This is a genomic window from Streptococcus sp. oral taxon 064 (assembly GCF_001683375.1).
In the GTDB taxonomy this organism is placed as follows: Bacteria; Bacillota; Bacilli; order Lactobacillales; family Streptococcaceae; genus Streptococcus; species Streptococcus oralis_S.
This window is the reverse complement of sequence record NZ_CP016207.1, coordinates 495,821-517,958: the sequence shown is the minus strand read 5'-3', so window position 1 is coordinate 517,958 and position 22,138 is coordinate 495,821. Positions and strand designations below refer to the sequence as shown.

Sequence of the window (22,138 nt, the reverse complement as noted above, 5' to 3'; positions counted from 1 at the left end):
TAATAAAGTTACAAAAACAATTCAAATAAAGGAGAACAGTTATGGAAGTCATTTCAAGTGTTCTAAATTGGTTTTCTAGCAATATTTTGCAGAATCCCGCATTTTTCGTGGGTCTCTTGGTACTAATTGGGTATGCGCTTTTGAAAAAGCCAGCTCATGAAGTCTTTTCAGGATTTGTAAAAGCGACAGTTGGTTATATGTTGCTGAACGTTGGTGCGGGAGGCTTGGTTACCACTTTCCGTCCGATCTTGGCAGCGCTCAACTTTAAATTTCAAATTGGTGCGGCAGTTATCGACCCTTACTTTGGACTAGCAGCCGCAAATAACAAAATTGCAGCTGAGTTTCCTGATTTTGTCGGAACTGCAACAACAGCCCTTTTGATCGGTTTCGGGGTCAATATTCTGCTAGTGGCTTTCCGTAAACTCACCAAAGTGAGAACTCTCTTTATCACAGGGCATATCATGGTGCAACAAGCAGCAACTGTTTCTCTTATGGTTCTCTTCTTGGTTCCACAATTGCGCAATGCTTACGGTACAGCGGCTATCGGAATTATCTGTGGACTTTACTGGGCAATTAGCTCAAACATGACTGTTGAAGCAACTCAACGTTTGACTGGTGGGGGTGGCTTTGCGATTGGTCACCAACAACAATTTGCTATTTGGTTTGTAGATAAAATCGCAGGACGTTTTGGTAAGAAGGAAGAAAGTCTAGACAATATTAAATTGCCTAAATTCCTCTCTATCTTTCATGATACAGTAGTTGCCTCTGCGACCTTGATGCTGGTCTTCTTTGGTGCTATTCTCTTGATCTTGGGACCAGAAATCATGTCAAATAAAGAAGTAATCACTTCAGGAACCTTGTTCAATCCTGCTAAGCAAGACTTCTTCATGTATATTATCCAAACAGCCTTCACCTTCTCAGTTTACTTGTTTATCTTGATGCAAGGTGTCCGCATGTTCGTATCTGAGTTGACAAATGCCTTCCAAGGTATCTCAAGTAAGCTTTTGCCAGGTTCATTCCCAGCGGTGGACGTTGCAGCTTCTTATGGATTTGGCTCTCCAAACGCTGTTTTGTCAGGTTTTGCCTTTGGTTTGATTGGTCAATTGATTACAATCGTTCTACTCATCGTCTTCAAAAATCCTATCCTTATCATCACAGGATTTGTACCGGTATTCTTTGATAATGCAGCTATCGCCGTTTACGCTGATAAACGTGGTGGTTGGAAAGCGGCAGTTATCTTGTCCTTTATCTCAGGTGTACTTCAAGTTGCCCTTGGTGCTCTTTGCGTAGCCCTTCTCGACTTGGCGGCTTATGGTGGTTACCATGGAAATATCGACTTTGAATTCCCATGGCTTGGATTTGGCTACATCTTCAAATACCTTGGTATTATTGGTTATGTGCTTGTTTGCCTCTTCTTGCTTGTCATTCCTCAAATTCAATTTGCCAAAGCTAAAGATAAAGAAAAATACTATAACGGCGAAGTACAAGAAGAAGCTTAGAATTTAGAAAAGGAGAAATAAAATGGTTAAAGTATTAGCAGCATGTGGAAATGGTATGGGTTCATCAATGGTTATCAAGATGAAGGTGGAAAATGCGCTCCGCAAGCTAAACCAAACAGACTTTACAGTAAACTCATGCAGTGTCGGCGAAGCTAAAAGTTTGGCAGCTGGCTATGATATCGTTATCGCCTCTCTTCACCTGATCCAAGAATTGGAAGGGAGAACAAATGGGAAGTTAATTGGGCTTGACAACTTGATGGATGATAAAGAAATCACTGAAAAACTCAGTCAGGCACTATAGAAGGTTGGAGGGGGCTGGACAGAAACTGTGAAGACTGGGTTCTGTCCTAGTCCCTCTTTACATAAAGGAGGCAACTATGAATTTAAAACAGGCTTTGATTGAAAATAATTCAATTCGATTGGGACTTGAGGCGGCTGATTGGAAAGAAGCAGTTAAGTTAGCGGTGGAACCCTTGATTGAAAGTGGCGCAATTTTACCAGAGTACTATGATGCGATTATTGAGTCAACAGAAGAATATGGTCCCTACTATATTTTAATGCCAGGGATGGCTATGCCCCATGCTAGGCCAGAGGCAGGTGTTCAGCGGGATGCTTTTTCACTGATTACCTTGCAAAAATCAGTTGTTTTTTCAGATGGAAAAGAAGTATCCGTCTTACTAGCTTTGGCTGCGACAAGCTCAAAGATTCATACAAGTGTAGCGATTCCACAAATTATTGCCTTGTTTGAGTTGGAAGATTCCATTGCCCGCTTACAAGGATGCCAGAGCAAAGAAGAAGTTTTGGATATGATTGAAGAATCAAAAAATAGTCCATACCTCGAAGGCTTGGACTTGGAAAGCTAAAAAGGAGTAGGAAGATGACAAAAAGAATACCAAATTTACAAGTTGCACTAGACCATTCAGATTTGCAAGGCGCCATTAAGGCTGCTGTAGCTGTTGGTCATGAAGTGGATATCATCGAAGCTGGTACTGTTTGCCTACTTCAAGTAGGGAGCGAATTAGTAGAAGTCTTGCGTAGCCTTTTCCCAGATAAGATCATCGTTGCAGACACCAAGTGTGCGGATGCTGGTGGAACGGTTGCCAAGAATAATGCTGTACGTGGAGCGGACTGGATGACTTGTATCTGCTGTGCAACCATTCCGACTATGGAAGCTGCTCTTAAAGCCATCACAGCTGAACGTGGAGATAGAGGTGAAATCCAAATCGAACTTTATGGAGACTGGACTTTTGAACAGGCTCAACTCTGGCTTGATGCGGGAATTTCCCAAGCAATCTATCACCAATCTCGTGATGCCCTGCTTGCTGGGGAAACTTGGGGCGAAAAAGATCTAAACAAGGTCAAAAAATTGATTGATATGGGCTTCCGTGTGTCTGTTACGGGAGGACTGGATGTGGACACACTCAAACTCTTTGAAGGAGTGGATGTCTTTACCTTTATCGCAGGTCGCGGAATTACCGAGGCAGCAGATCCAGCAGGCGCAGCACGTGCCTTTAAGGACGAAATCAAACGAATTTGGGGGTAATCTATGGCACGTCCAATTGGAATCTATGAAAAAGCTACACCCAAGCATTTTACTTGGTTGGAACGCTTGAATTTTGCAAAAGAATTGAGCTTCGACTTTGTTGAAATGTCGATTGACGAGCGTGATGAACGTTTGGCTCGTCTTGATTGGAGCAAGGAAGAACGATTGGAAATCGTGAAAGCCATCTATGAAACAGGAATCCGAATTCCGTCCATCTGTTTTTCAGGTCATCGTCGCTATCCAATGGGTTCAAACGATCCAGTTCTAGAAGAAAAATCGCTGGAACTGATGAAAAAATGTATCGAACTAGCTCAGGATTTGGGAGTTCGTACGATTCAGTTAGCTGGTTATGACGTTTATTATGAGGAAAAGTCCCCTCAAACACGTGAACGTTTCATCAAAAACCTCAGACAAGCTTGTGTCTGGGCGGAGGAAGCTCAGGTCATCTTAGCTATTGAAATTATGGATGATCCTTTTATTAATAGCATTGAAAAGTACTTGGCTGTTGAAAAAGAGATTGATTCACCTTATCTTTTTGTTTATCCAGATATTGGTAATGTCTCAGCTTGGCATAATGACGTTTACAGTGAATTTTATATCGGGCACCATGCCCTTGCAGCCCTCCACCTCAAGGATACCTATCCCGTGACCGAAACTTCAAAAGGACAATTCCGAGATGTTCCTTTTGGAACTGGCTGCGTCAACTGGGAAGCAGCTTTTGATATTTTGAAAAAGACCAACTATAATGGTCCTTTCCTAATCGAGATGTGGTCTGAAAACTGTGAAACAGTAGAAGAAACCAAAGTGGCTATCAAAGAAGCACAAGATTTCCTCTACCCATTAATAAAGAAAGCGGGTTTGATGTAAGATGAATCAAGTAATCAATGATATGAGAAAGCGTGTCTGCGAAGCTAATCAATCTCTTCCTAAACACGGCTTGGTTAAATTCACATGGGGCAATGTCTCAGAAGTGAATCGTGAGCTAGGCGTGATTGTTATCAAGCCATCGGGAGTAGATTATGATAAATTGACTCCTGAAAACATGGTGGTGACAGATTTGGATGGGAAGGTACTTGAAGGTGATTTGAGACCATCTTCCGACCTACCAACTCACGTGGAATTATATAAAGCTTGGCCTACCATTGGTAGTGTGGTTCATACTCACTCGACAGAAGCAGTGGGTTGGGCACAGGCGGGACGTGATATTCCATTTTATGGGACCACACATGCCGACTATTTTTATGGACCAATTCCTTGTGCTCGTAGCTTGACTCAGGATGAAGTTGAAGTAGCGTATGAAAAGGATACAGGTTTGGTCATTCTGGAAGAATTTGAACGTCGCGGTCTCAATCCGGTTGAAGTACCAGGGATTGTCGTTCGCAACCACGGTCCATTCACATGGGGCAAGAACCCTGAAAATGCAGTTTACCATTCAGTGGTTCTCGAAGAAGTTTCCAAGATGAACCGTTTCACAGAGCAAATCAATCCAAGAGTTGAACCTGCACCACAGCACATATTGGAAAAACATTACCAAAGAAAGCATGGACCAAATGCCTACTATGGTCAAAAATAAAAAACGGGCAATTGAAAAGAGGCTTGGAGGTATCTAGGCCTCGCTTTTGCAATAAACCTGAAAAGCAAACGAGCCCAATGATAAATATTATCATTGAAATATTTTTATTAAAGTGCTATGATAGGGAGACTGTTTGATTGATTGGTCCCGAATAATAGGAGGATAAGATGGTATTAGATAAAACGAGTTGTGAGCTATTGATGTACCTCCTGGATCAAGAATCTCCCAAAACGATTATGACCATTTCCAAAGATTTGGGTCAATCAAGGAGAAAGGTCTATTATCACGTTGATAAAATTAATGATGCATTGGGCAATCCTGAACACCACCTTGTTAGCCTTCCTCGTATTGGTATCTACTTAACGGAGGAGCAGAGACTTGCTTGTCAGCAACTTTTATCCGAAGTTGACTCCTACGATTATGTGATGAGCGGGGAAGAACGCATGCAGATGATGTTATTTTGGATTGGAATTTCCAAAGAACGCATCACTGTCGAAAAACTGATGGAATTAACAGAAGTTTCGCGGAACACCGTTTTGAATGATCTCAATACCATCCGTTACCAGTTAAGCCTAGAACAGTATCAGGTAACCCTGCAAGTAAGTAAATCACAAGGTTATTATCTTAGCGCCCACCCCTTAAATAAAATTCAGCATCTTCAATCGCTCTTATACCATATCTTTATGGAAGGAAATGGAGCTTTTGTTACCATTCTTGAAGATAAGATAAAGGATAGATTCCAAGGAGAGTTGCTTTTGTCTAGACAAATGCATCAATTTCTCAAGGAGCAAGTCCCTCTGGTTGAACAGGATTTAGGGAAAAAAATAAATCATCATGAAGTGACCTTTATGTTGCGAGTGCTTCCTTATCTGCTTTTAAGTTGTGATAATATCACGCGTCATCAAGAAAAGCATCAGGATATTGATCAAGATTTTTCCTTGATTCGTAAGAGAATAGAGTACAGAGTATCTGAAAGGCTGAGTGAGCGCCTTTTTGAGACATTTGAAATTTCTTTATCGGAACTCGAAATTTCTCTGTTGGCCATTCTCCTTTTATCCTATAGAAAGGATAGAGACGTCCATGCGGAAAGCGAAGACTTTCACCAGCTGAAAGTCACTTTAGAGGAATTTATTTGGCATTTTGAATCACAAACCAAGATGGAAATCGAAAACAAGGAAGACTTGTTACGTAACCTGCTGATTCACTGTAAGGCTTTGTTGTTTAGAAAGACCTATGGCATCTTTTCTAAAAATCCTCTTACTAAGCAAATCCGTTCCAAGTACAGCGAGCTCTTTATCATCACCAAAAAATGTGCCGAGATTTTGGAGGAAGCCTGGCTTGTACGCTTGACGGACGATGAGATTGCTTATCTGACGATTCACGTTGGTGGATTTTTGAAATACACTCCATCCTCGCAGAATGCCACCAAAAAAATTTATCTGGTTTGTGACGAAGGAGTAGGGGTTTCTAAACTGTTGCTCAAACAATGTCGTTTCTATCTTCCCAACGAACAAATCGGGGCAGTTTTCACAACAGAACAGTTTAAAAGTGTTGAGGATATTGCCTTGGTGGATTTGGTGATTACAACAAATGATGAACTAGAGAGTCGCTTCCCTGTCTTAAAGGTCAATCCTATCTTGGAGGCAGAGGATATCTTGCGTATAGTTGATTATCTGAAAAACAAGGTTTTTCGAAAAGACGGCAGAAGTTTCAGCGAAAATTTATCAACCATTATTTCAACTTATATACCGGATAAGCGTGCCGCAACGAAACTGCAGCAGGAGATTCAAAGTCTGATAAATCAAGAATTACTTATCCAGTCCTTTTTTGAAGAGTTATAACATGACAGTCCAATGATGAACACAAACCTGTGTTTTTCTTGGTCTTTTTTAATTTTCGGGCGGGTGTTATACTAAGTATGAAATGAAAACTTGAACAAAAAATGGAGGATGTCATAATGCCAAACGTAAAAGAAATTACAAGAGAATCATGGATTCTAGCGACTTTCCCAGAATGGGGAACATGGCTCAACGAAGAAATTGAAGAAGAAGTCGTTCCTGAAGGCAATTTTGCTATGTGGTGGCTAGGCAACTGTGGAACTTGGATTAAGACACCTGGTGGTGCTAACGTTGTGATGGACCTTTGGTCAAATCGCGGAAAATCTACTAAAAAAGTTAAAGATATGGTCCGTGGGCACCAAATGGCTAACATGGCAGGTGTACGTAAATTGCAACCAAACTTGCGTGTTCAACCGATGGTCATTGACCCATTTGCAATCAATGAGTTAGACTACTACTTGGTTTCCCACTTCCATAGCGATCATATTGATCCTTATACAGCCGCAGCTATTTTGAATAATCCAAAATTGGAACATGTTAAATTCATCGGACCTTACCATTGCGGACTTATCTGGGAAGGCTGGGGAGTGCCAAAAGAACGCATTATTGTAGTTAAACCAGGTGACACCATTGAACTCAAAGACATGAAGATTCATGCTGTGGAATCTTTTGACCGTACTTGCTTGGTAACTTTGCCAGTCAACGGTGCTGATGAAACAGGTGGAGAATTGGCAGGTTTGACTGTTACTGATGAAGAGATGGCTCAAAAAGCTGTTAACTATATTTTTGAAACACCAGGTGGTACTATTTATCACGGTGCAGACTCTCACTTCTCAAACTACTTTGCGAAACACGGAAAAGACTTTAAGATTGATGTTGCTTTGAACAACTATGGTGAAAACCCAGTTGGTATCCAAGACAAGATGACTTCAATTGATCTTCTTCGTATGGCAGAAAATCTGCGTGCTAAAGTCATTATCCCAGTTCACTATGACATCTGGTCAAACTTTATGGCTTCAACCAATGAAATTTTAGAACTATGGAAGATGAGAAAAGACCGTTTGCAGTACAACTTCCATCCATTTATCTGGGAAGTAGGAGGTAAGTACACTTATCCTCAAGATCAGCACCTAGTAGAATACCATCACCCACGTGGATTTGATGATTGCTTCGAGCAAGATTCGAATATCCAATTCAAAGCTTTGCTATAAAAACTGTTCAAATGATGTAAATTATTATCTGGAGGTTATCCGTATGTTGCACTATACGGATAATTTTCATATAATAGTAAAATAGGATGTGTGATTTATTAATCACCTCAAAGAGAAAGGAAATTCTATGTCAAATCTATCTGTTAATGCAATTCGTTTTCTAGGTATTGACGCCATCAACAAAGCAAACTCAGGTCACCCAGGGGTGGTTATGGGGGCTGCTCCTATGGCCTATAGCCTCTTTACAAAGCAACTTCGTATCAATCCAGCTCAACCAAACTGGATCAACCGCGATCGCTTTATTCTTTCAGCAGGACACGGCTCTATGCTTCTTTATGCCCTTCTTCACCTTTCTGGTTTTGAAGATGTTAGCATGGATGAAGTCAAGAACTTCCGCCAATGGGGTTCAAAAACGCCAGGTCACCCAGAATTTGGTCATACAGCAGGGGTTGACGCGACAACTGGTCCTCTAGGTCAAGGGATTTCTACTGCTACTGGTTTTGCCCAAGCAGAACGTTTCCTTGCAGCCAAATATAACCGCGAAGGTTTCAATATCTTTGACCACTATACTTATGTGATCTGTGGAGACGGAGATTTGATGGAAGGTGTCTCAAGTGAGGCGGCTTCATATGCAGGCTTGCAAAAACTTGACAAGTTGGTGGTTCTTTATGATTCAAATGACATTAACTTGGATGGTGAGACAAAAGATTCCTTTACAGAAAGTGTTCGTGATCGCTACAATGCCTACGGCTGGCATACAGCCTTAGTTGAAGACGGAACAGACTTGGAAGCTATCCATGCGGCTATCGAAACAGCTAAAGCTTCAGGCAAACCATCTTTGATTGAAGTGAAGACTGTTATTGGATACGGTTCTCCAAACAAACAAGGAACCAATGCTGTACACGGTGCTCCTCTTGGAGCAGATGAAACTGCGGCTACTCGTCAAGCCCTTGGTTGGGACTATGAATCATTTGAAATCCCAGCTGAAGTTTATGCTGATTTCAAGGAAAATGTTGCAGACCGTGGCGCATCAGCTTATCAAGCTTGGACTAAATTAGTTGCTGATTATAAAGAAGCTCATCCAGAACTGGCTGCAGAAGTAGAAGCCATCATCGACGGCCGTGATCCAGTTGAGGTGACTCCAGCAGACTTCCCAACCTTAGAAAATGGATTTTCCCAAGCAACTCGTAACTCAAGTCAAGATGCTTTGAACGTTGTCGCTGCCAAGTTGCCAACTTTCCTAGGTGGATCAGCTGACCTCGCTCACTCAAACATGACTTACATCAAAACGGATGGACTTCAAGATGATGCTAATCGCTTGAACCGCAATATTCAGTTTGGTGTTCGTGAATTTGCAATGGGAACGATCTTGAACGGAATGGCCCTTCACGGTGGACTTCGTGTTTATGGTGGTACTTTCTTTGTCTTCTCTGACTATGTGAAAGCAGCTGTCCGCTTATCAGCATTGCAAGGACTTCCTGTGACTTATGTCTTTACCCACGATTCAATCGCAGTTGGTGAAGATGGTCCAACGCACGAACCAGTTGAACACTTAGCAGGTCTCCGTGCTATGCCAAATCTGAATGTTTTCCGCCCAGCAGATGCGCGTGAAACTCAAGCGGCTTGGTACCTTGCCGTGACAAGCGAAAAAACACCAACTGCCCTTGTATTGACACGTCAAAACTTGACTGTCGAAGAGGGAACAGACTTTGACAAAGTTGCGAAAGGTGCCTATGTTGTCTATGAAACTGCAGCAGACTTTGATACAATCTTGATTGCAACAGGTTCAGAGGTGAATTTGGCGGTCGTAGCTGCCAAAGAATTGGCTAGCCAAGGAGCAAAAGTCCGTGTAGTCAGCATGCCATCAACAGATGTCTTTGACGCACAAGATGCAGCATACAAGGAAGAAATCCTTCCAAATGCAGTTCGTCGCCGTGTTGCAGTCGAAATGGGAGCAACTCAAAACTGGTACAAGTATGTTGGTCTTGATGGTGCAGTTCTCGGTATTGATACCTTTGGAGCATCTGCCCCAGCACCAAAAGTCTTGGCAGAGTACGGATTTACGGTAGAAAATCTAGTCAAAGTCGTTCAAAACTTGAAATAATTGCAGAAATCAGAGTGAAAGCTCTGATTTTTTATAACCATAAAAACAAGGTACAACCTTGTAAAAGTAGCTGAAATTTGATATAGTAGTCCTATGTAAAATACAAAGGAGAATATAATGGAATCGCAATATACATTTTTAATCATGTTAGTAGCAATGATGGGCTTGATGTTCTTTATGCAACGTTCTCAAAAGAAACAAGCACAAAAGCGTATGGAAAGCTTGAACAAGCTTCAAAAAGGCTATGAAGTCATTACGATTGGTGGGCTTTACGGAACAGTGGATGAAGTAGATACTGAGAAAGGTACAATCGTACTGGATGTAGATGGCGTTTATTTGACCTTTGAATTGGCTGCTATCAAGACCGTTTTGCCACTCAAAGAAGCTGTGACACCAGAAGGAACAGTTGTTGACGAAGGCGGAGCAATCGAAGAATAAAACGGGATCTGTCACTCCCGTTTTTCTATGATATGAGAGGAAAAGGGATGAAAAAAATAGTATTTGTTTGCCTAGGAAATATCTGCCGAAGCCCCATGGCAGAGTTTGTGATGAAGTCCATGACGAGCGATTACCACGTCGAAAGCCGGGCGACGTCATCATGGGAACATGGCAATCCGATTCATAGGGGAACGCAAGGAATTTTCCAGCAATATCAGATCCCGTATGACAAAGATAAAACATCGCTTCAGATTGGCAGGGAAGACTTTGAATCGTTTGATTACATTATCGGTATGGATGCTTCAAACGTTTCAGATCTGCGTCAAATGTGTCCTCAGGAATTGCAGTATAAGATCTACCCTTTTGCATCTGGAAGTGTTCCAGATCCTTGGTATACAGGAGATTTTGAGGAAACCTATGCTCGTATCACAAGTGGATGTCAAAGCTGGCTAGATCGATTAGAAAAAGAGAGTGACAATGGAAAAGCTTAAACAATTTTATGAGAAGGGTAGAGTTTACCTAACTCGTCCTAGGTTAGAGCTCATTGCAGTAGTTGTAATGGTACTCTGTGCTCTTTCGGTATTTCTGCTAAATACGCCTAAAAAGGGTGTCCTGACACTTGATGGTGGAGCTCTTGTTTATGATGGCACCTTGGTACGAGGAAAAATGAATGGTCAGGGAACCCTGACCTTTGAAAACGGAGACCAATATACAGGTGATTTCAATAATGGAGCCTTTAATGGGAAAGGAACTTTCCAATCAAAAGATGGCTGGAAATACGAAGGTGATTTTGTAAATGGTCAAGCTGAAGGTCAAGGGAAGTTGACGACAGAGCAAGAAGTTGTTTATGAAGGGACCTTTAAACAAGGCGTTTTTCAACAAAAACAGTAGTCTCCAAGTTAGGAGACTATTTTCAAAGCCTAAAAAGAAAGGGCTTTCTTGGCTTGAATTCGATAACTAACTATTAACTAGAAAAACTTTGTGAAATAAAAAAATTTTTTCCATAATTTCACAATCGTCCAGACAAAACTCTATTGTGTAGCCGTATTGAGAAAAAAATCACAATCTCAGAAAAATTCTTTGTGAAATACTTATGAAACTGTTTACAAAGCATAAAAAAAGAGTTATAATAAACTTGTGAAAAAATTAACAAAGGATAAAATCTTTAAAGGCTATGGAGGATAATATGGCTGATAAAAAAACAGTAACACCAGAGGAAAAACAACTTGCTGCTGAAAAGCATGTCGATGGTCTCGTGAAAAAAGCCTTGGTTGCGCTTGATGAAATGCGCAAGTTGAACCAAGAGCAAGTTGACTATATCGTGGCAAAAGCTTCGGTTGCAGCACTTGACGCGCACGGTATCCTTGCACAACACGCAGTTGAAGAAACTGGTCGTGGGGTATTTGAAGACAAGGCGACAAAAAACCTATTTGCCTGCGAACACGTAGTGAACAATATGCGTGGAGTTAAGACAGTTGGAGTTATTGAAGATGATCCAATTACAGGTTTGACAAAGATTGCGGAGCCTGTCGGTGTAATCTGTGGTGTCACTCCGACAACAAACCCAACTTCAACAGCGATTTTCAAATCACTCATTGCTTTGAAAACACGTAACCCAATCGTTTTTGCCTTCCACCCATCTGCTCAAGAATCATCAGCTCACGCAGCACAAATCGTTCGCGATGCAGCGATTGCAGCTGGCGCTCCTGAAAACTGTGTTCAATGGATTACAAAGCCATCTATGGAAGCAACTGGAGCGCTAATGAACCACGAAGGTGTTGCAACTATTCTTGCAACTGGTGGGAATGCCATGGTTAAAGCTGCATACTCATGTGGAAAACCAGCACTTGGGGTAGGTGCCGGAAACGTTCCTGCCTATGTAGAAAAATCTGCTGACCTTCGTCAAGCTGCTCATGACATCGTTATGTCTAAATCATTTGATAATGGGATGGTCTGTGCATCAGAACAAGCGGTTATCATTGATAAAGAAGTGTATGACGAATTTGTAGAAGAATTCAAATCATATCACACTTACTTTGTAAACAAGAAAGAAAAAGCACTTCTTGAAGAATTCTGTTTTGGAGCAAAATCAAATAGCAAGAACTGTGCTGGAGCAAAATTGAACGCTGACATCGTTGGTAAACCAGCAACATGGATTGCAGAACAAGCAGGATTCAGCGTTCCAGAAGGAACAAACATCTTGGCTGCGGAATGTGCAGAAGTAGGACCGAAAGAACCATTGACTCGTGAAAAATTGTCACCAGTTATCGCTGTCCTAAAAGCCGAAGATACTGAAGATGGACTTAAAAAAGCTCGTCAAATGGTTGAATTTAATGGTCTAGGACACTCAGCTGCTATCCATACAAAAGACGAAGCTCTTGCTAAACGCTTTGGTACAGAAATCAAAGCAATGCGTATTATCTGGAACTCTCCATCTACTTTCGGTGGTATCGGTGACGTATACAATGCCTTCATTCCATCATTAACACTTGGATGTGGTTCATATGGACACAACTCAGTTGGTGATAACGTATCCGCTATCAACCTTCTTAACATCAAGAAAGTAGGGAAACGTAGAAATAATATGCAGTGGTTTAAAGTTCCTTCAAAAATTTACTTCGAACGCAATTCTATCCAATACCTTCAAACATGTGAAGATATTGAACGCGTTATGATTGTTACAGACAAATCGATCGAAAAACTTGGTTTTGTTCAACGCATTATTGACCAATTGAACAAACGCAGCAACCGTGTAACTGTCCAAGTCTTCTCAGACGTTGAACCAGACCCAGATATCACAACTGTAGAACGTGGTACTGAAGTGATGAAAGCATTTGAACCAGATACAATTATCGCTCTTGGTGGTGGTTCTCCAATGGACGCGGCCAAAGTAATGTGGCTCTTCTACGAACAACCAGAAATCGACTTCCGTGACTTGGTTCAAAAATTCATGGATATCCGTAAACGTGCCTTCCGCTTCCCATCACTTGGTAAGAAAGCGAAGTACATCGGTATCCCAACAACTTCAGGTACAGGTTCAGAAGTAACACCATTTGCCGTTATCTCTGATAAGAAAAACAACCGCAAATACCCATTGGCTGACTACTCATTGACACCAACTATTGCCATTGTTGACCCTGCTTTGGTTGAATCAGTTCCAGACTTCATCGCAGCTGACACTGGTATGGACGTCTTGACTCACGCGACTGAAGCCTACACTTCAAACTTTGCTAACGACTACACAGACGGTATCGCCCTTCAAACAATCAAACTTGTCTTTGAATGGTTGGAAAAATCTGTTAAGACAGCTGATCCAGAAGCTCGCGAAAAAATGCACAATGCATCTACAATGGCTGGTATGGCCTTTGCCAATGCCTTCCTTGGTATGAGCCACTCAATGGCCCACAAGATCGGTGCGGTTCACCATACTGTTCACGGACGTACAAACGCAATCTTGCTTCCATACGTTATCCGTTACAATGGAACTCGCCCATCTAAGACGACTACATGGCCTAAGTATAACTACTGGAAAGCTGACGAAAAATTCCAAGATATTGCTAGAATGCTTGGATTGCCTCACTCAACTCCAGAAGAAGCGGTTGAAGCATACGCTAAAGCTGTTTACGAACTTGGTGTTGCAGTAGGTATCAAGATGAACTTCAAGGATCAAGGAATTGATGAAAAAGCTTGGAAAGACAGCTTGCATGAAATTGCCTTGCTTGCTTATGAAGACCAATGTTCACCTGCAAACCCACGCTTGCCAATGGTAGCCGACATGGAAGAAATCATGGCAGATGCATACTATGGTTATGCAGAACGACCAGGACGCCGTAAATAATCGTTTATCAGCCTAGAGGCAGGAGAAATCCTGTCTCTTTTTTGTAAACTCTGAAAGAGTTGAAATTGAAGTTTCACCATGAAATGAAGAGAATATGCAGATATTATAAAAATTCTAGAGATATGCTTTGAGAATAAAAGAATGGATGAATAAAAAGGGGGAGAAAAAGTAGAAAAGCGGGAGAGAAAATCAACGCCCGTACTTGCAATTCAACTCAAATAGTTATATAATAGGTTTGTTGAAAGGTGATTTGTAGTGATTCAAGTTACTCTTTTCACAATAAAATTTTCATGATTTTCATAAGGAGGAAATCACTAATGGTAGTTAAAGTTGGTATTAACGGTTTCGGACGTATCGGTCGTCTTGCTTTCCGCCGTATCCAAAACGTAGAAGGTGTTGAAGTTACTCGCATCAACGACCTTACAGATCCAGTTATGCTTGCACACTTGTTGAAATACGACACAACTCAAGGTCGTTTCGACGGTACTGTAGAAGTTAAAGAAGGTGGATTTGAAGTTAACGGTAAATTCGTTAAAGTTTCTGCTGAACGTGATCCAGAACAAATCGACTGGGCTACTGACGGTGTAGAAATTGTTCTTGAAGCAACTGGTTTCTTTGCTAAGAAAGCAGCGGCTGAAAAACACTTGCACGCTGGAGGAGCTAAAAAAGTTGTTATCACTGCTCCTGGTGGAAACGATGTTAAAACAGTTGTATTTAACACTAACCACGACATTCTTGACGGTACTGAAACAGTTATCTCAGGTGCTTCATGTACTACAAACTGCTTGGCTCCAATGGCTAAAGCTCTTCAAGACAACTTCGGTGTTGTAGAAGGATTGATGACTACTATCCACGCTTACACTGGTGACCAAATGATCCTTGACGGACCACACCGTGGTGGTGACCTTCGCCGTGCTCGCGCTGGTGCAGTTAACATCGTTCCTAACTCAACTGGTGCTGCTAAAGCAATCGGTTTGGTTATTCCTGAATTGAACGGCAAATTGGATGGAGCTGCTCAACGTGTTCCTGTTCCAGCTGGTTCAGTAACTGAATTGGTAGCAGTTCTTGAAAAGAATGTTACTGTTGATGAAGTAAACGCAGCTATGAAAGCAGCTTCAAACGAATCATACGGTTACACAGAAGATCCAATCGTATCTTCAGATATCTTAGGTATGTCTTACGGTTCATTGTTCGATGCAACTCAAACTAAAGTTCTTGACGTTGACGGCAAACAATTGGTTAAAGTTGTTTCATGGTATGACAACGAAATGTCTTACACTTCACAACTTGTTCGTACTCTTGAATACTTCGCAAAAATCGCTAAATAATTCTTGAGTCGATAAAAGCAAGGCCTTCTGGTCTTGCTTTTTTGTATAGAAAAATGGATGATAGTGTCATCCATTTTGTTTTAATTCTATTTCGAAAGTATCCGAGAGGGCAGTGAAACTCAATTTTTCTAAGGTGAGTGGATGAGTAAAGGAGAGTCGAAAAGCGTGGAGCATGAGCCGGCTCGTTCTTGATTTAGAGTTATAGAGAGGATCGCCCAGGATAGGGTGCTTATGGTGAGAGAGGTGAACACGGATTTGATGCGTTCGACCGGTCTTTAGTTTGCAACGGACAAGGGTAGTCTTGTTTGGGAATTGTTTTAATCGACTGATATGTGTTTCAGCATATTGTCCATTTTTTTCATCAACTATTCTTTTTCTACGATCGTGTCGATCACGACCAATTTTATCTCGAAAGACAAGTTCTTTACTCCCTACTTGCCCCTCTACGAGTGCCCAGTACTCACGAGCAATGTCCTTTTTCTCCAACAAACGATTGAGGATGGGTAAGATAAAAGGATTTTTAGCAAAAAGCACTAAACCGCTTGTTTCCATATCCAGGCGATGAACGACATAGCAGTTTTGGCCAACGTAGGCAGAGACGTGATTGAGAAGGGCGATTTCACCAGGTTGATTTCCGTGAGTTTTCATTCCCTCTGGCTTGTTGACGATAATGAGATGTTGGTCTTGGTAAATCTCTTGAACGAGGTCTAGATTGCCCCAAAGGATTTCTTTTGGGGGATAATCTTCCTCGTCAAAAGTCAACTGACAAATGTCACCTGGTTTGACTATCTCGTTCCAGTGAACTTGTTTTTGATTGATTAAGATATTCTTCTTGGTTCTTAGAAAATGGCGAATCTTTCTAGGAATGAGGAGTTGTTCCTCTAGGAGTTCCTTGACCGTCATTTGAGGCAGGGATGATGGTAATGTAAATGTGAATTGCATACAGATATTGTAACAAAAAAAGCCCTGTTTGGATAGGGAACAGCTAAATTCTTGAGTTCCTATGGTGAAGATGATAAAATAAACGCATGAAATTAGATAAATTATTTGAGAAGTTTCTTTCTCTCTTTAAAAAAGAAACGAATGAATCCGCGGAGTCTGATTCGACTAGCATGCGTCGTTCACGGAGCGATAGAAAAAAACTAGGCCATGTAGGTTCGATACGGAAATTTTGGCGTCGTTATCATCTGACCAAGATTGTCATCATTTTAGGGTTAAGTTCTGGTTTGCTAGTAGGAACCTACCTATTTGCGATAGCCAAGTCTACCAATGTTAATGATTTGCAAAATGCCTTGAAAACGCGAACTCTGATTTTTGACCGCGAAGAAAAAGAGGCAGGGGCTCTATCAGGTCAAAAGGGAACCTATGTTGAGCTGGCAGATATCAGCAAAGACTTGCAAGATGCTGTTGTCGCGACAGAGGACCGTTCTTTTTATAAAAATGATGGGATTAACTACGGTCGTTTCTTTCTAGCCATCCTTACAGCGGGTCGTTCTGGAGGGGGGTCCACCATCACTCAACAGTTGGCGAAAAATGCTTATCTGTCTCAGGACCAAACCGTTGAACGGAAAGCCAAGGAGTTTTTCCTTGCCTTAGAGTTGACAAAGAAATACAGCAAGGAGCAAATCCTTACTATGTACCTCAATAACGCCTACTTTGGAAATGGAGTATGGGGCGTTGAAGATGCAAGTAAGAAATATTTTGGTGTATCGGCTTCACAACTAACGCTTGATCAGGCGGCCACTCTAGCAGGGATGCTCAAGGGACCAGAATTGTACAATCCATTAAATTCTGTTGAAACTTCGACCAACCGTAGGGATACTGTTTTGCAAAATATGGTTGCAGCGGGCTATATTGATAAAAATCAAGAAACCGAAGCGGCTGGAGTAGATATGTCTTCTCAACTGCAAGATAAGTATGAAGGCAAAGTTTCGGATTATCGTTACCCGTCCTATTTTGATGCAGTTGTCAACGAAGCAGTTTCCAAGTACAATCTCACAGAAGAAGAGATTGTTAACAATGGCTATCGAATCTACACAGAGCTTGACCAAAACTACCAAGCAAACATGCAGGTTATTTATGAAAACACTTCGCTATTTCCAACAGCAGAAGATGGAACGCATGCCGAATCAGGTAGTGTCGCTCTAGAACCCAAGACTGGTGGGGTGCGTGGAGTTGTTGGTCGTGTAGCTGGTGATGACAAACCAGGCTTCCGCAATTTCAACTATGCCACTCAGTCTAAGCGTAGCCCAGGCTCAACCATTAAACCTTTAGTCGTTTATACACCCGCAGTAGAAGCAGGATGGGCCTTGAACAAGCAACTGGATAATCATACGATGCAGTACAACAGTTATCAAGTAGACAACTATGCGGGTATTAAGACATCTCCAGAAGTACCTATGTATCAGGCCTTGGCGGAATCACTCAACCTGCCAGCTGTTGCGACTGTAAATGAATTAGGTATTGACAAAGCTTTTGACGCTGGGGAGAGATTTGGCCTGAATATGGAAAAAGTTGACAGAGTTCTTGGAGTTGCTCTTGGTGGAGGTGTGGAGACGAATCCTCTCCAGATGGCGCAAGCCTATGCAGCCTTTGCTAATGGAGGTCTGATGCCTGAAGCGCATTTCATCACTCGTATTGAAAATGCCAGTGGTCAGGTCATCAAGAGTCATAAAAACTCCCAAAAACGAGTGATTGATAAGTCTGTAGCTGATAAAATGACCAGCATGATGCTAGGAACATTTACCAATGGTACGGGAATTAGTTCGTCACCAGCGGATTACGTTATGGCTGGTAAAACAGGTACGACTGAAGCTGTTTTCAACCCGGAATATACCAGTGACCAGTGGGTGATCGGCTATACTCCAGATGTTGTAATCAGCCACTGGCTAGGCTTCCCAACAACAGATGAGAGTCATTATCTAGCAGGTTCGACCTCAAATGGAGCAGCCCATGTCTTTAGAAGTATGGCTAATACCATTTTGCCATATACTCCAGGTAGTACTTTTACAGTTGAGAATGCTTATAAACAAAATGGGATTGAACCAGAAAATACGAAAAAGCAAGTTGTTGAAAATGAGACAAACCAGTCTGAGGACCCGATAGGAGATATTCGTAGTCGCGCACAAAATCTTGTAGATGAAGCAGGACGTGCGATTTCAGAAGCTAAAATAAAAGAAAAAGCTCAGACAATATGGGACTCAATCCTTAATCTATTTCGTTAAGAGGCTTGTCAAAGCCTAGGTTTCTTGTTATAATAGATAAGATGGAGGCGTTATGGCACTAAAAAAAGCAAGCCTAGCTTGTGCAGTTTGCGGTTCAAGAAATTACTCAATCAAAATTAGTGGGAACCCCAAGCCAACACGACTAGAAGTAAATAAATTTTGTAAACATTGTGGAAAATATACGACACATAGAGAAACGAGATAGGAGAGAACGATGGGTTTTATTAAGGATATTTTTAAACTTCTTAAAGAAACAACTTGGCCAACTCGCAAAGAAAGCTGGAGAGATTTTCGCTCTATTATGGAATATACAGCCTTCTTTGTGGTCATCATTTACATTTTTGACCAGTTGATTGTATCAGGTTTGATTCGATTTATTAACATTTTTTAGAAGAAAAGTGGAGAAGTTCTGCTAACTTTCTTCTATATATGTATGAAAGGAAATATCATGGATAGTTTTGACAAGGGATGGTTTGTTCTACAAACTTATTCTGGCTATGAAAATAAGGTAAAAGAAAATCTATTGCAACGTGCACAAACTTATAACATGTTGGATAATATTCTACGAGTTGAGATTCCAACACAAACCGTGCAAGTTGAGAAAAATGGAAAGAAAAAGGAAATTGAAGAGAATCGCTTTCCAGGTTATGTCCTTGTAGAAATGGTCATGACAGATGAAGCATGGTTCGTCGTTCGAAACACACCTAACGTAACAGGATTCGTCGGCTCACACGGTAACAGATCAAAACCAACTCCACTATTGGAACAAGAAATCCGTGATATTCTGGTTTCAATGGGACAAACTGTTCAAGAGTTCGATATTGACGTTGAAGTTGGCCAGACAGTTCGCATCATTGATGGCGCTTTTGCAGATTACACAGGTAAAATTACTGAAATTGATAACAACAAAGTGAAGATGATTATCTCTATGTTTGGTAATGATACGATTGCAGAAGTGAATCTCACCCAAATTGCAGAATTATAACCCTAGAGAGGCTTTGCCTCTCTTTTTATGTTCCGTTGAGGGAGAAAGAAGTATAGAATAGAGGAAGTAGACCCATGGGCTTGTGTATTTTGCTAAACTAAATGCAGAAAGGAGAGGTCTATGAATCTAAAAGATTTATATGAAGAAAGTAAGGGAATCGTCCATAAGTGTCGCAAAGATTATCATTTGCATCTGTGGGAGAAAGAGGACTGGGATCAGGAAGGCATGTTATGTCTGTATGAGCTGTTGAGTCGCAACCCAGAGTTACTAGAGGGCGAGCGCCATCGACTTTATGTCTGCTTTAAAACAAAGTTTAGAAATCGTATCCTAGATTACATCCGTAAACAGGAAAGCCACAAGCGCCGTTTTGACAAAGAACCCTATGAAGAGGTGAGTGAGATTAGCCATCGTATAGGAGAAAAAGGACTCAGGCTGGACGATTATTATCTCTTTCACGAACTTCTAAAGAATTACAAATCAAAGCAGAGTATGGAAAAACAAGAATTAATAGATCGTCTAATGGGAGGAGAAGTCTTTAGAGGACGTAAAGCTCTTCTGAGAGAACTTTCCCTAATCTTTTCAGAATTTCGGTAAAGAGGAAAAAAGTCCTTGACAAAGGTAAAAAAGTAGGTATAATAGAAAGAGTTGAAAAGCTCAGGTCCGTTGGTCAAGGGGTTAAGACACCGCCTTTTCACGGCGGTAACACGGGTTCGAATCCCGTACGGACTATGGTGTATTGCGGCTAAAAAAACTTGAAAAAAGTTTAAAAAATCTGTTGACAGAGACAGATGGCTGTGATATACTAATATAGTTGTCGCTTGAGAGAGAATGAGTGACAAAGACCTTTGAAAACTGAACAAGACGAACCAATGTGCAGGGCACTATAACTGAGGTTATAGTACTGAACAATGAAAAAAACAATAAATCTGTCAGTGACAGAAATGAGTAAGAACTCAAACTTTTAATGAGAGTTTGATCCTGGCTCAGGACGAACGCTGGCGGCGTGCCTAATACATGCAAGTAGAACGCTGAAGAGAGGAGCTTGCTCTTCTTGGATGAGTTGCGAACGGGTGAGTAACGCGTAGGTAACCTGCCTGGTAGCGGGGGATAACTATTGGAAACGATAGCTAATACCGCATAATAGTAGATGTTGCATGACATTTGCTTAAAAGGTGCAATTGCATCACTACCAGATGGACCTGCGTTGTATTAGCTAGTTGGTGAGGTAACGGCTCACCAAGGCAACGATACATAGCCGACCTGAGAGGGTGATCGGCCACACTGGGACTGAGACACGGCCCAGACTCCTACGGGAGGCAGCAGTAGGGAATCTTCGGCAATGGACGGAAGTCTGACCGAGCAACGCCGCGTGAGTGAAGAAGGTTTTCGGATCGTAAAGCTCTGTTGTAAGAGAAGAACGAGTGTGAGAGTGGAAAGTTCACACTGTGACGGTATCTTACCAGAAAGGGACGGCTAACTACGTGCCAGCAGCCGCGGTAATACGTAGGTCCCGAGCGTTGTCCGGATTTATTGGGCGTAAAGCGAGCGCAGGCGGTTAGATAAGTCTGAAGTTAAAGGCTGTGGCTTAACCATAGTACGCTTTGGAAACTGTTTAACTTGAGTGCAAGAGGGGAGAGTGGAATTCCATGTGTAGCGGTGAAATGCGTAGATATATGGAGGAACACCGGTGGCGAAAGCGGCTCTCTGGCTTGTAACTGACGCTGAGGCTCGAAAGCGTGGGGAGCAAACAGGATTAGATACCCTGGTAGTCCACGCCGTAAACGATGAGTGCTAGGTGTTAGACCCTTTCCGGGGTTTAGTGCCGCAGCTAACGCATTAAGCACTCCGCCTGGGGAGTACGACCGCAAGGTTGAAACTCAAAGGAATTGACGGGGGCCCGCACAAGCGGTGGAGCATGTGGTTTAATTCGAAGCAACGCGAAGAACCTTACCAGGTCTTGACATCCCTCTGACCGCTCTAGAGATAGAGCTTTCCTTCGGGACAGAGGTGACAGGTGGTGCATGGTTGTCGTCAGCTCGTGTCGTGAGATGTTGGGTTAAGTCCCGCAACGAGCGCAACCCCTATTGTTAGTTGCCATCATTCAGTTGGGCACTCTAGCGAGACTGCCGGTAATAAACCGGAGGAAGGTGGGGATGACGTCAAATCATCATGCCCCTTATGACCTGGGCTACACACGTGCTACAATGGCTGGTACAACGAGTCGCAAGCCGGTGACGGCAAGCTAATCTCTTAAAGCCAGTCTCAGTTCGGATTGTAGGCTGCAACTCGCCTACATGAAGTCGGAATCGCTAGTAATCGCGGATCAGCACGCCGCGGTGAATACGTTCCCGGGCCTTGTACACACCGCCCGTCACACCACGAGAGTTTGTAACACCCGAAGTCGGTGAGGTAACCTTTTAGGAGCCAGCCGCCTAAGGTGGGATAGATGATTGGGGTGAAGTCGTAACAAGGTAGCCGTATCGGAAGGTGCGGCTGGATCACCTTCTTTCTAAGGATAAGGAACTGCACATTGGTCTTGTTTAGTCTTGAGAGGTCT

General features: G+C 42.1%; 20 protein-coding genes, 1 tRNA gene and 1 rRNA gene. 21 read left to right on the top strand and 1 reads right to left on the bottom strand.

Annotation, left to right across the window (positions count from 1 at the left end; translation table 11 throughout):
- The first annotated feature begins 41 nt into the window (after positions 1-41).
- From AXF18_RS02525 to gap, 14 genes are all read left to right on the top strand, one after another.
- Complete coding sequence (locus AXF18_RS02525) at positions 42-1,499, top strand: PTS ascorbate transporter subunit IIC (RefSeq protein ID WP_000452078.1); 1,458 nt, start codon at positions 42-44, stop codon at positions 1,497-1,499.
- A gap of 22 nt (positions 1,500-1,521) precedes the next feature.
- Positions 1,522-1,800, top strand: a complete 279-nt coding sequence (locus tag AXF18_RS02520) for a PTS sugar transporter subunit IIB (RefSeq protein WP_000241470.1) — start codon at positions 1,522-1,524, stop codon at positions 1,798-1,800.
- A gap of 76 nt (positions 1,801-1,876) precedes the next feature.
- Positions 1,877-2,362: a PTS sugar transporter subunit IIA gene (locus tag AXF18_RS02515; RefSeq protein WP_001049934.1), complete on the top strand. Its 486-nt coding sequence runs from the start codon at positions 1,877-1,879 to the stop codon at positions 2,360-2,362.
- A 14-nt stretch (positions 2,363-2,376) separates the two neighbouring features.
- Positions 2,377-3,042 (top strand): 3-keto-L-gulonate-6-phosphate decarboxylase UlaD, encoded by a 666-nt coding sequence (locus AXF18_RS02510; RefSeq protein WP_000166723.1) that lies wholly within the window; start codon positions 2,377-2,379, stop codon positions 3,040-3,042.
- A gap of 3 nt (positions 3,043-3,045) precedes the next feature.
- Positions 3,046-3,909, top strand: coding sequence for an L-ribulose-5-phosphate 3-epimerase (locus AXF18_RS02505; RefSeq protein WP_000113588.1), 864 nt, complete (start codon positions 3,046-3,048; stop codon positions 3,907-3,909).
- 1 nt (position 3,910) lies between these two features.
- A complete protein-coding gene (locus AXF18_RS02500) occupies positions 3,911-4,615 on the top strand; it encodes an L-ribulose-5-phosphate 4-epimerase (protein WP_001077565.1) in 705 nt (234 codons plus the stop codon).
- Between the two features lie 167 nt (positions 4,616-4,782).
- Entirely contained in the window at positions 4,783-6,456 is a 1,674-nt protein-coding gene (locus tag AXF18_RS02495; protein ID WP_000242141.1) for a transcription antiterminator, read from the top strand.
- Between the two features lie 116 nt (positions 6,457-6,572).
- On the top strand, positions 6,573-7,664 hold the full coding sequence (ulaG, locus tag AXF18_RS02490; RefSeq protein ID WP_001134225.1) for an L-ascorbate 6-phosphate lactonase: 1,092 nt from the start codon (positions 6,573-6,575) through the stop codon (positions 7,662-7,664).
- Between the two features lie 127 nt (positions 7,665-7,791).
- Positions 7,792-9,768, top strand: coding sequence for a transketolase (gene tkt / locus AXF18_RS02485; RefSeq protein ID WP_049550040.1), 1,977 nt, complete (start codon positions 7,792-7,794; stop codon positions 9,766-9,768).
- Between the two features lie 117 nt (positions 9,769-9,885).
- Positions 9,886-10,206, top strand: coding sequence for a preprotein translocase subunit YajC (gene yajC / locus AXF18_RS02480; protein WP_049550039.1), 321 nt, complete (start codon positions 9,886-9,888; stop codon positions 10,204-10,206).
- 47 nt (positions 10,207-10,253) lie between these two features.
- Complete coding sequence (locus tag AXF18_RS02475; protein WP_049550038.1) at positions 10,254-10,697, top strand: low molecular weight protein-tyrosine-phosphatase; 444 nt, start codon at positions 10,254-10,256, stop codon at positions 10,695-10,697.
- Positions 10,684-11,097 carry an MORN repeat-containing protein gene (locus tag AXF18_RS02470; protein ID WP_049550037.1) on the top strand — a complete coding sequence of 138 codons (414 nt, stop codon included), beginning with the start codon at positions 10,684-10,686 and terminating at the stop codon, positions 11,095-11,097. The genes AXF18_RS02475 and AXF18_RS02470 overlap by 14 nt, the downstream gene beginning before the upstream one ends.
- A 295-nt stretch (positions 11,098-11,392) precedes the next feature.
- Positions 11,393-14,044, top strand: coding sequence for a bifunctional acetaldehyde-CoA/alcohol dehydrogenase (gene adhE / locus AXF18_RS02465; protein WP_000763993.1), 2,652 nt, complete (start codon positions 11,393-11,395; stop codon positions 14,042-14,044).
- A gap of 317 nt (positions 14,045-14,361) precedes the next feature.
- The gene (gene gap, locus AXF18_RS02460) at positions 14,362-15,372 is read left to right on the top strand and encodes a type I glyceraldehyde-3-phosphate dehydrogenase (protein ID WP_000260676.1); all 1,011 of its coding nucleotides are present in this window, start codon (positions 14,362-14,364) and stop codon (positions 15,370-15,372) included.
- 66 nt (positions 15,373-15,438) lie between these two features.
- Here the strand turns inward: gap and AXF18_RS02455 are convergent, their stop codons facing one another.
- Positions 15,439-16,314 (bottom strand): RluA family pseudouridine synthase, encoded by an 876-nt coding sequence (locus AXF18_RS02455; RefSeq protein WP_080979120.1) that lies wholly within the window; start codon positions 16,312-16,314, stop codon positions 15,439-15,441.
- 86 nt (positions 16,315-16,400) lie between these two features.
- Here AXF18_RS02455 and pbp2a point away from each other — a divergent pair, with 86 nt between their 5' ends.
- The 7 genes from pbp2a to AXF18_RS02420 all read left to right on the top strand — a co-directional run bounded on the left by pbp2a (position 16,401) and on the right by AXF18_RS02420 (position 22,090).
- Positions 16,401-18,596 carry a penicillin-binding protein PBP2A gene (gene pbp2a, locus AXF18_RS02450; protein WP_065371425.1) on the top strand — a complete coding sequence of 732 codons (2,196 nt, stop codon included), beginning with the start codon at positions 16,401-16,403 and terminating at the stop codon, positions 18,594-18,596.
- A gap of 52 nt (positions 18,597-18,648) precedes the next feature.
- Positions 18,649-18,801 (top strand): 50S ribosomal protein L33, encoded by a 153-nt coding sequence (gene rpmG / locus AXF18_RS02445; RefSeq protein WP_001809375.1) that lies wholly within the window; start codon positions 18,649-18,651, stop codon positions 18,799-18,801.
- Positions 18,802-18,810: 9 nt separating this feature from the next.
- Positions 18,811-18,987, top strand: coding sequence for a preprotein translocase subunit SecE (gene secE / locus AXF18_RS02440; RefSeq protein WP_000505776.1), 177 nt, complete (start codon positions 18,811-18,813; stop codon positions 18,985-18,987).
- A 57-nt stretch (positions 18,988-19,044) separates the two neighbouring features.
- Positions 19,045-19,581 carry a transcription termination/antitermination protein NusG gene (gene nusG, locus AXF18_RS02435; RefSeq protein WP_049478143.1) on the top strand — a complete coding sequence of 179 codons (537 nt, stop codon included), beginning with the start codon at positions 19,045-19,047 and terminating at the stop codon, positions 19,579-19,581.
- Between the two features lie 120 nt (positions 19,582-19,701).
- On the top strand, positions 19,702-20,175 hold the full coding sequence (locus AXF18_RS02430; protein WP_065371424.1) for a transcriptional regulator: 474 nt from the start codon (positions 19,702-19,704) through the stop codon (positions 20,173-20,175).
- A gap of 63 nt (positions 20,176-20,238) precedes the next feature.
- A tRNA-Glu gene (locus AXF18_RS02425) sits at positions 20,239-20,310 on the top strand.
- A gap of 231 nt (positions 20,311-20,541) precedes the next feature.
- Positions 20,542-22,090: ribosomal RNA gene (locus AXF18_RS02420) — 16S ribosomal RNA — on the top strand.
- The last annotated feature ends 48 nt before the right edge of the window (positions 22,091-22,138 follow it).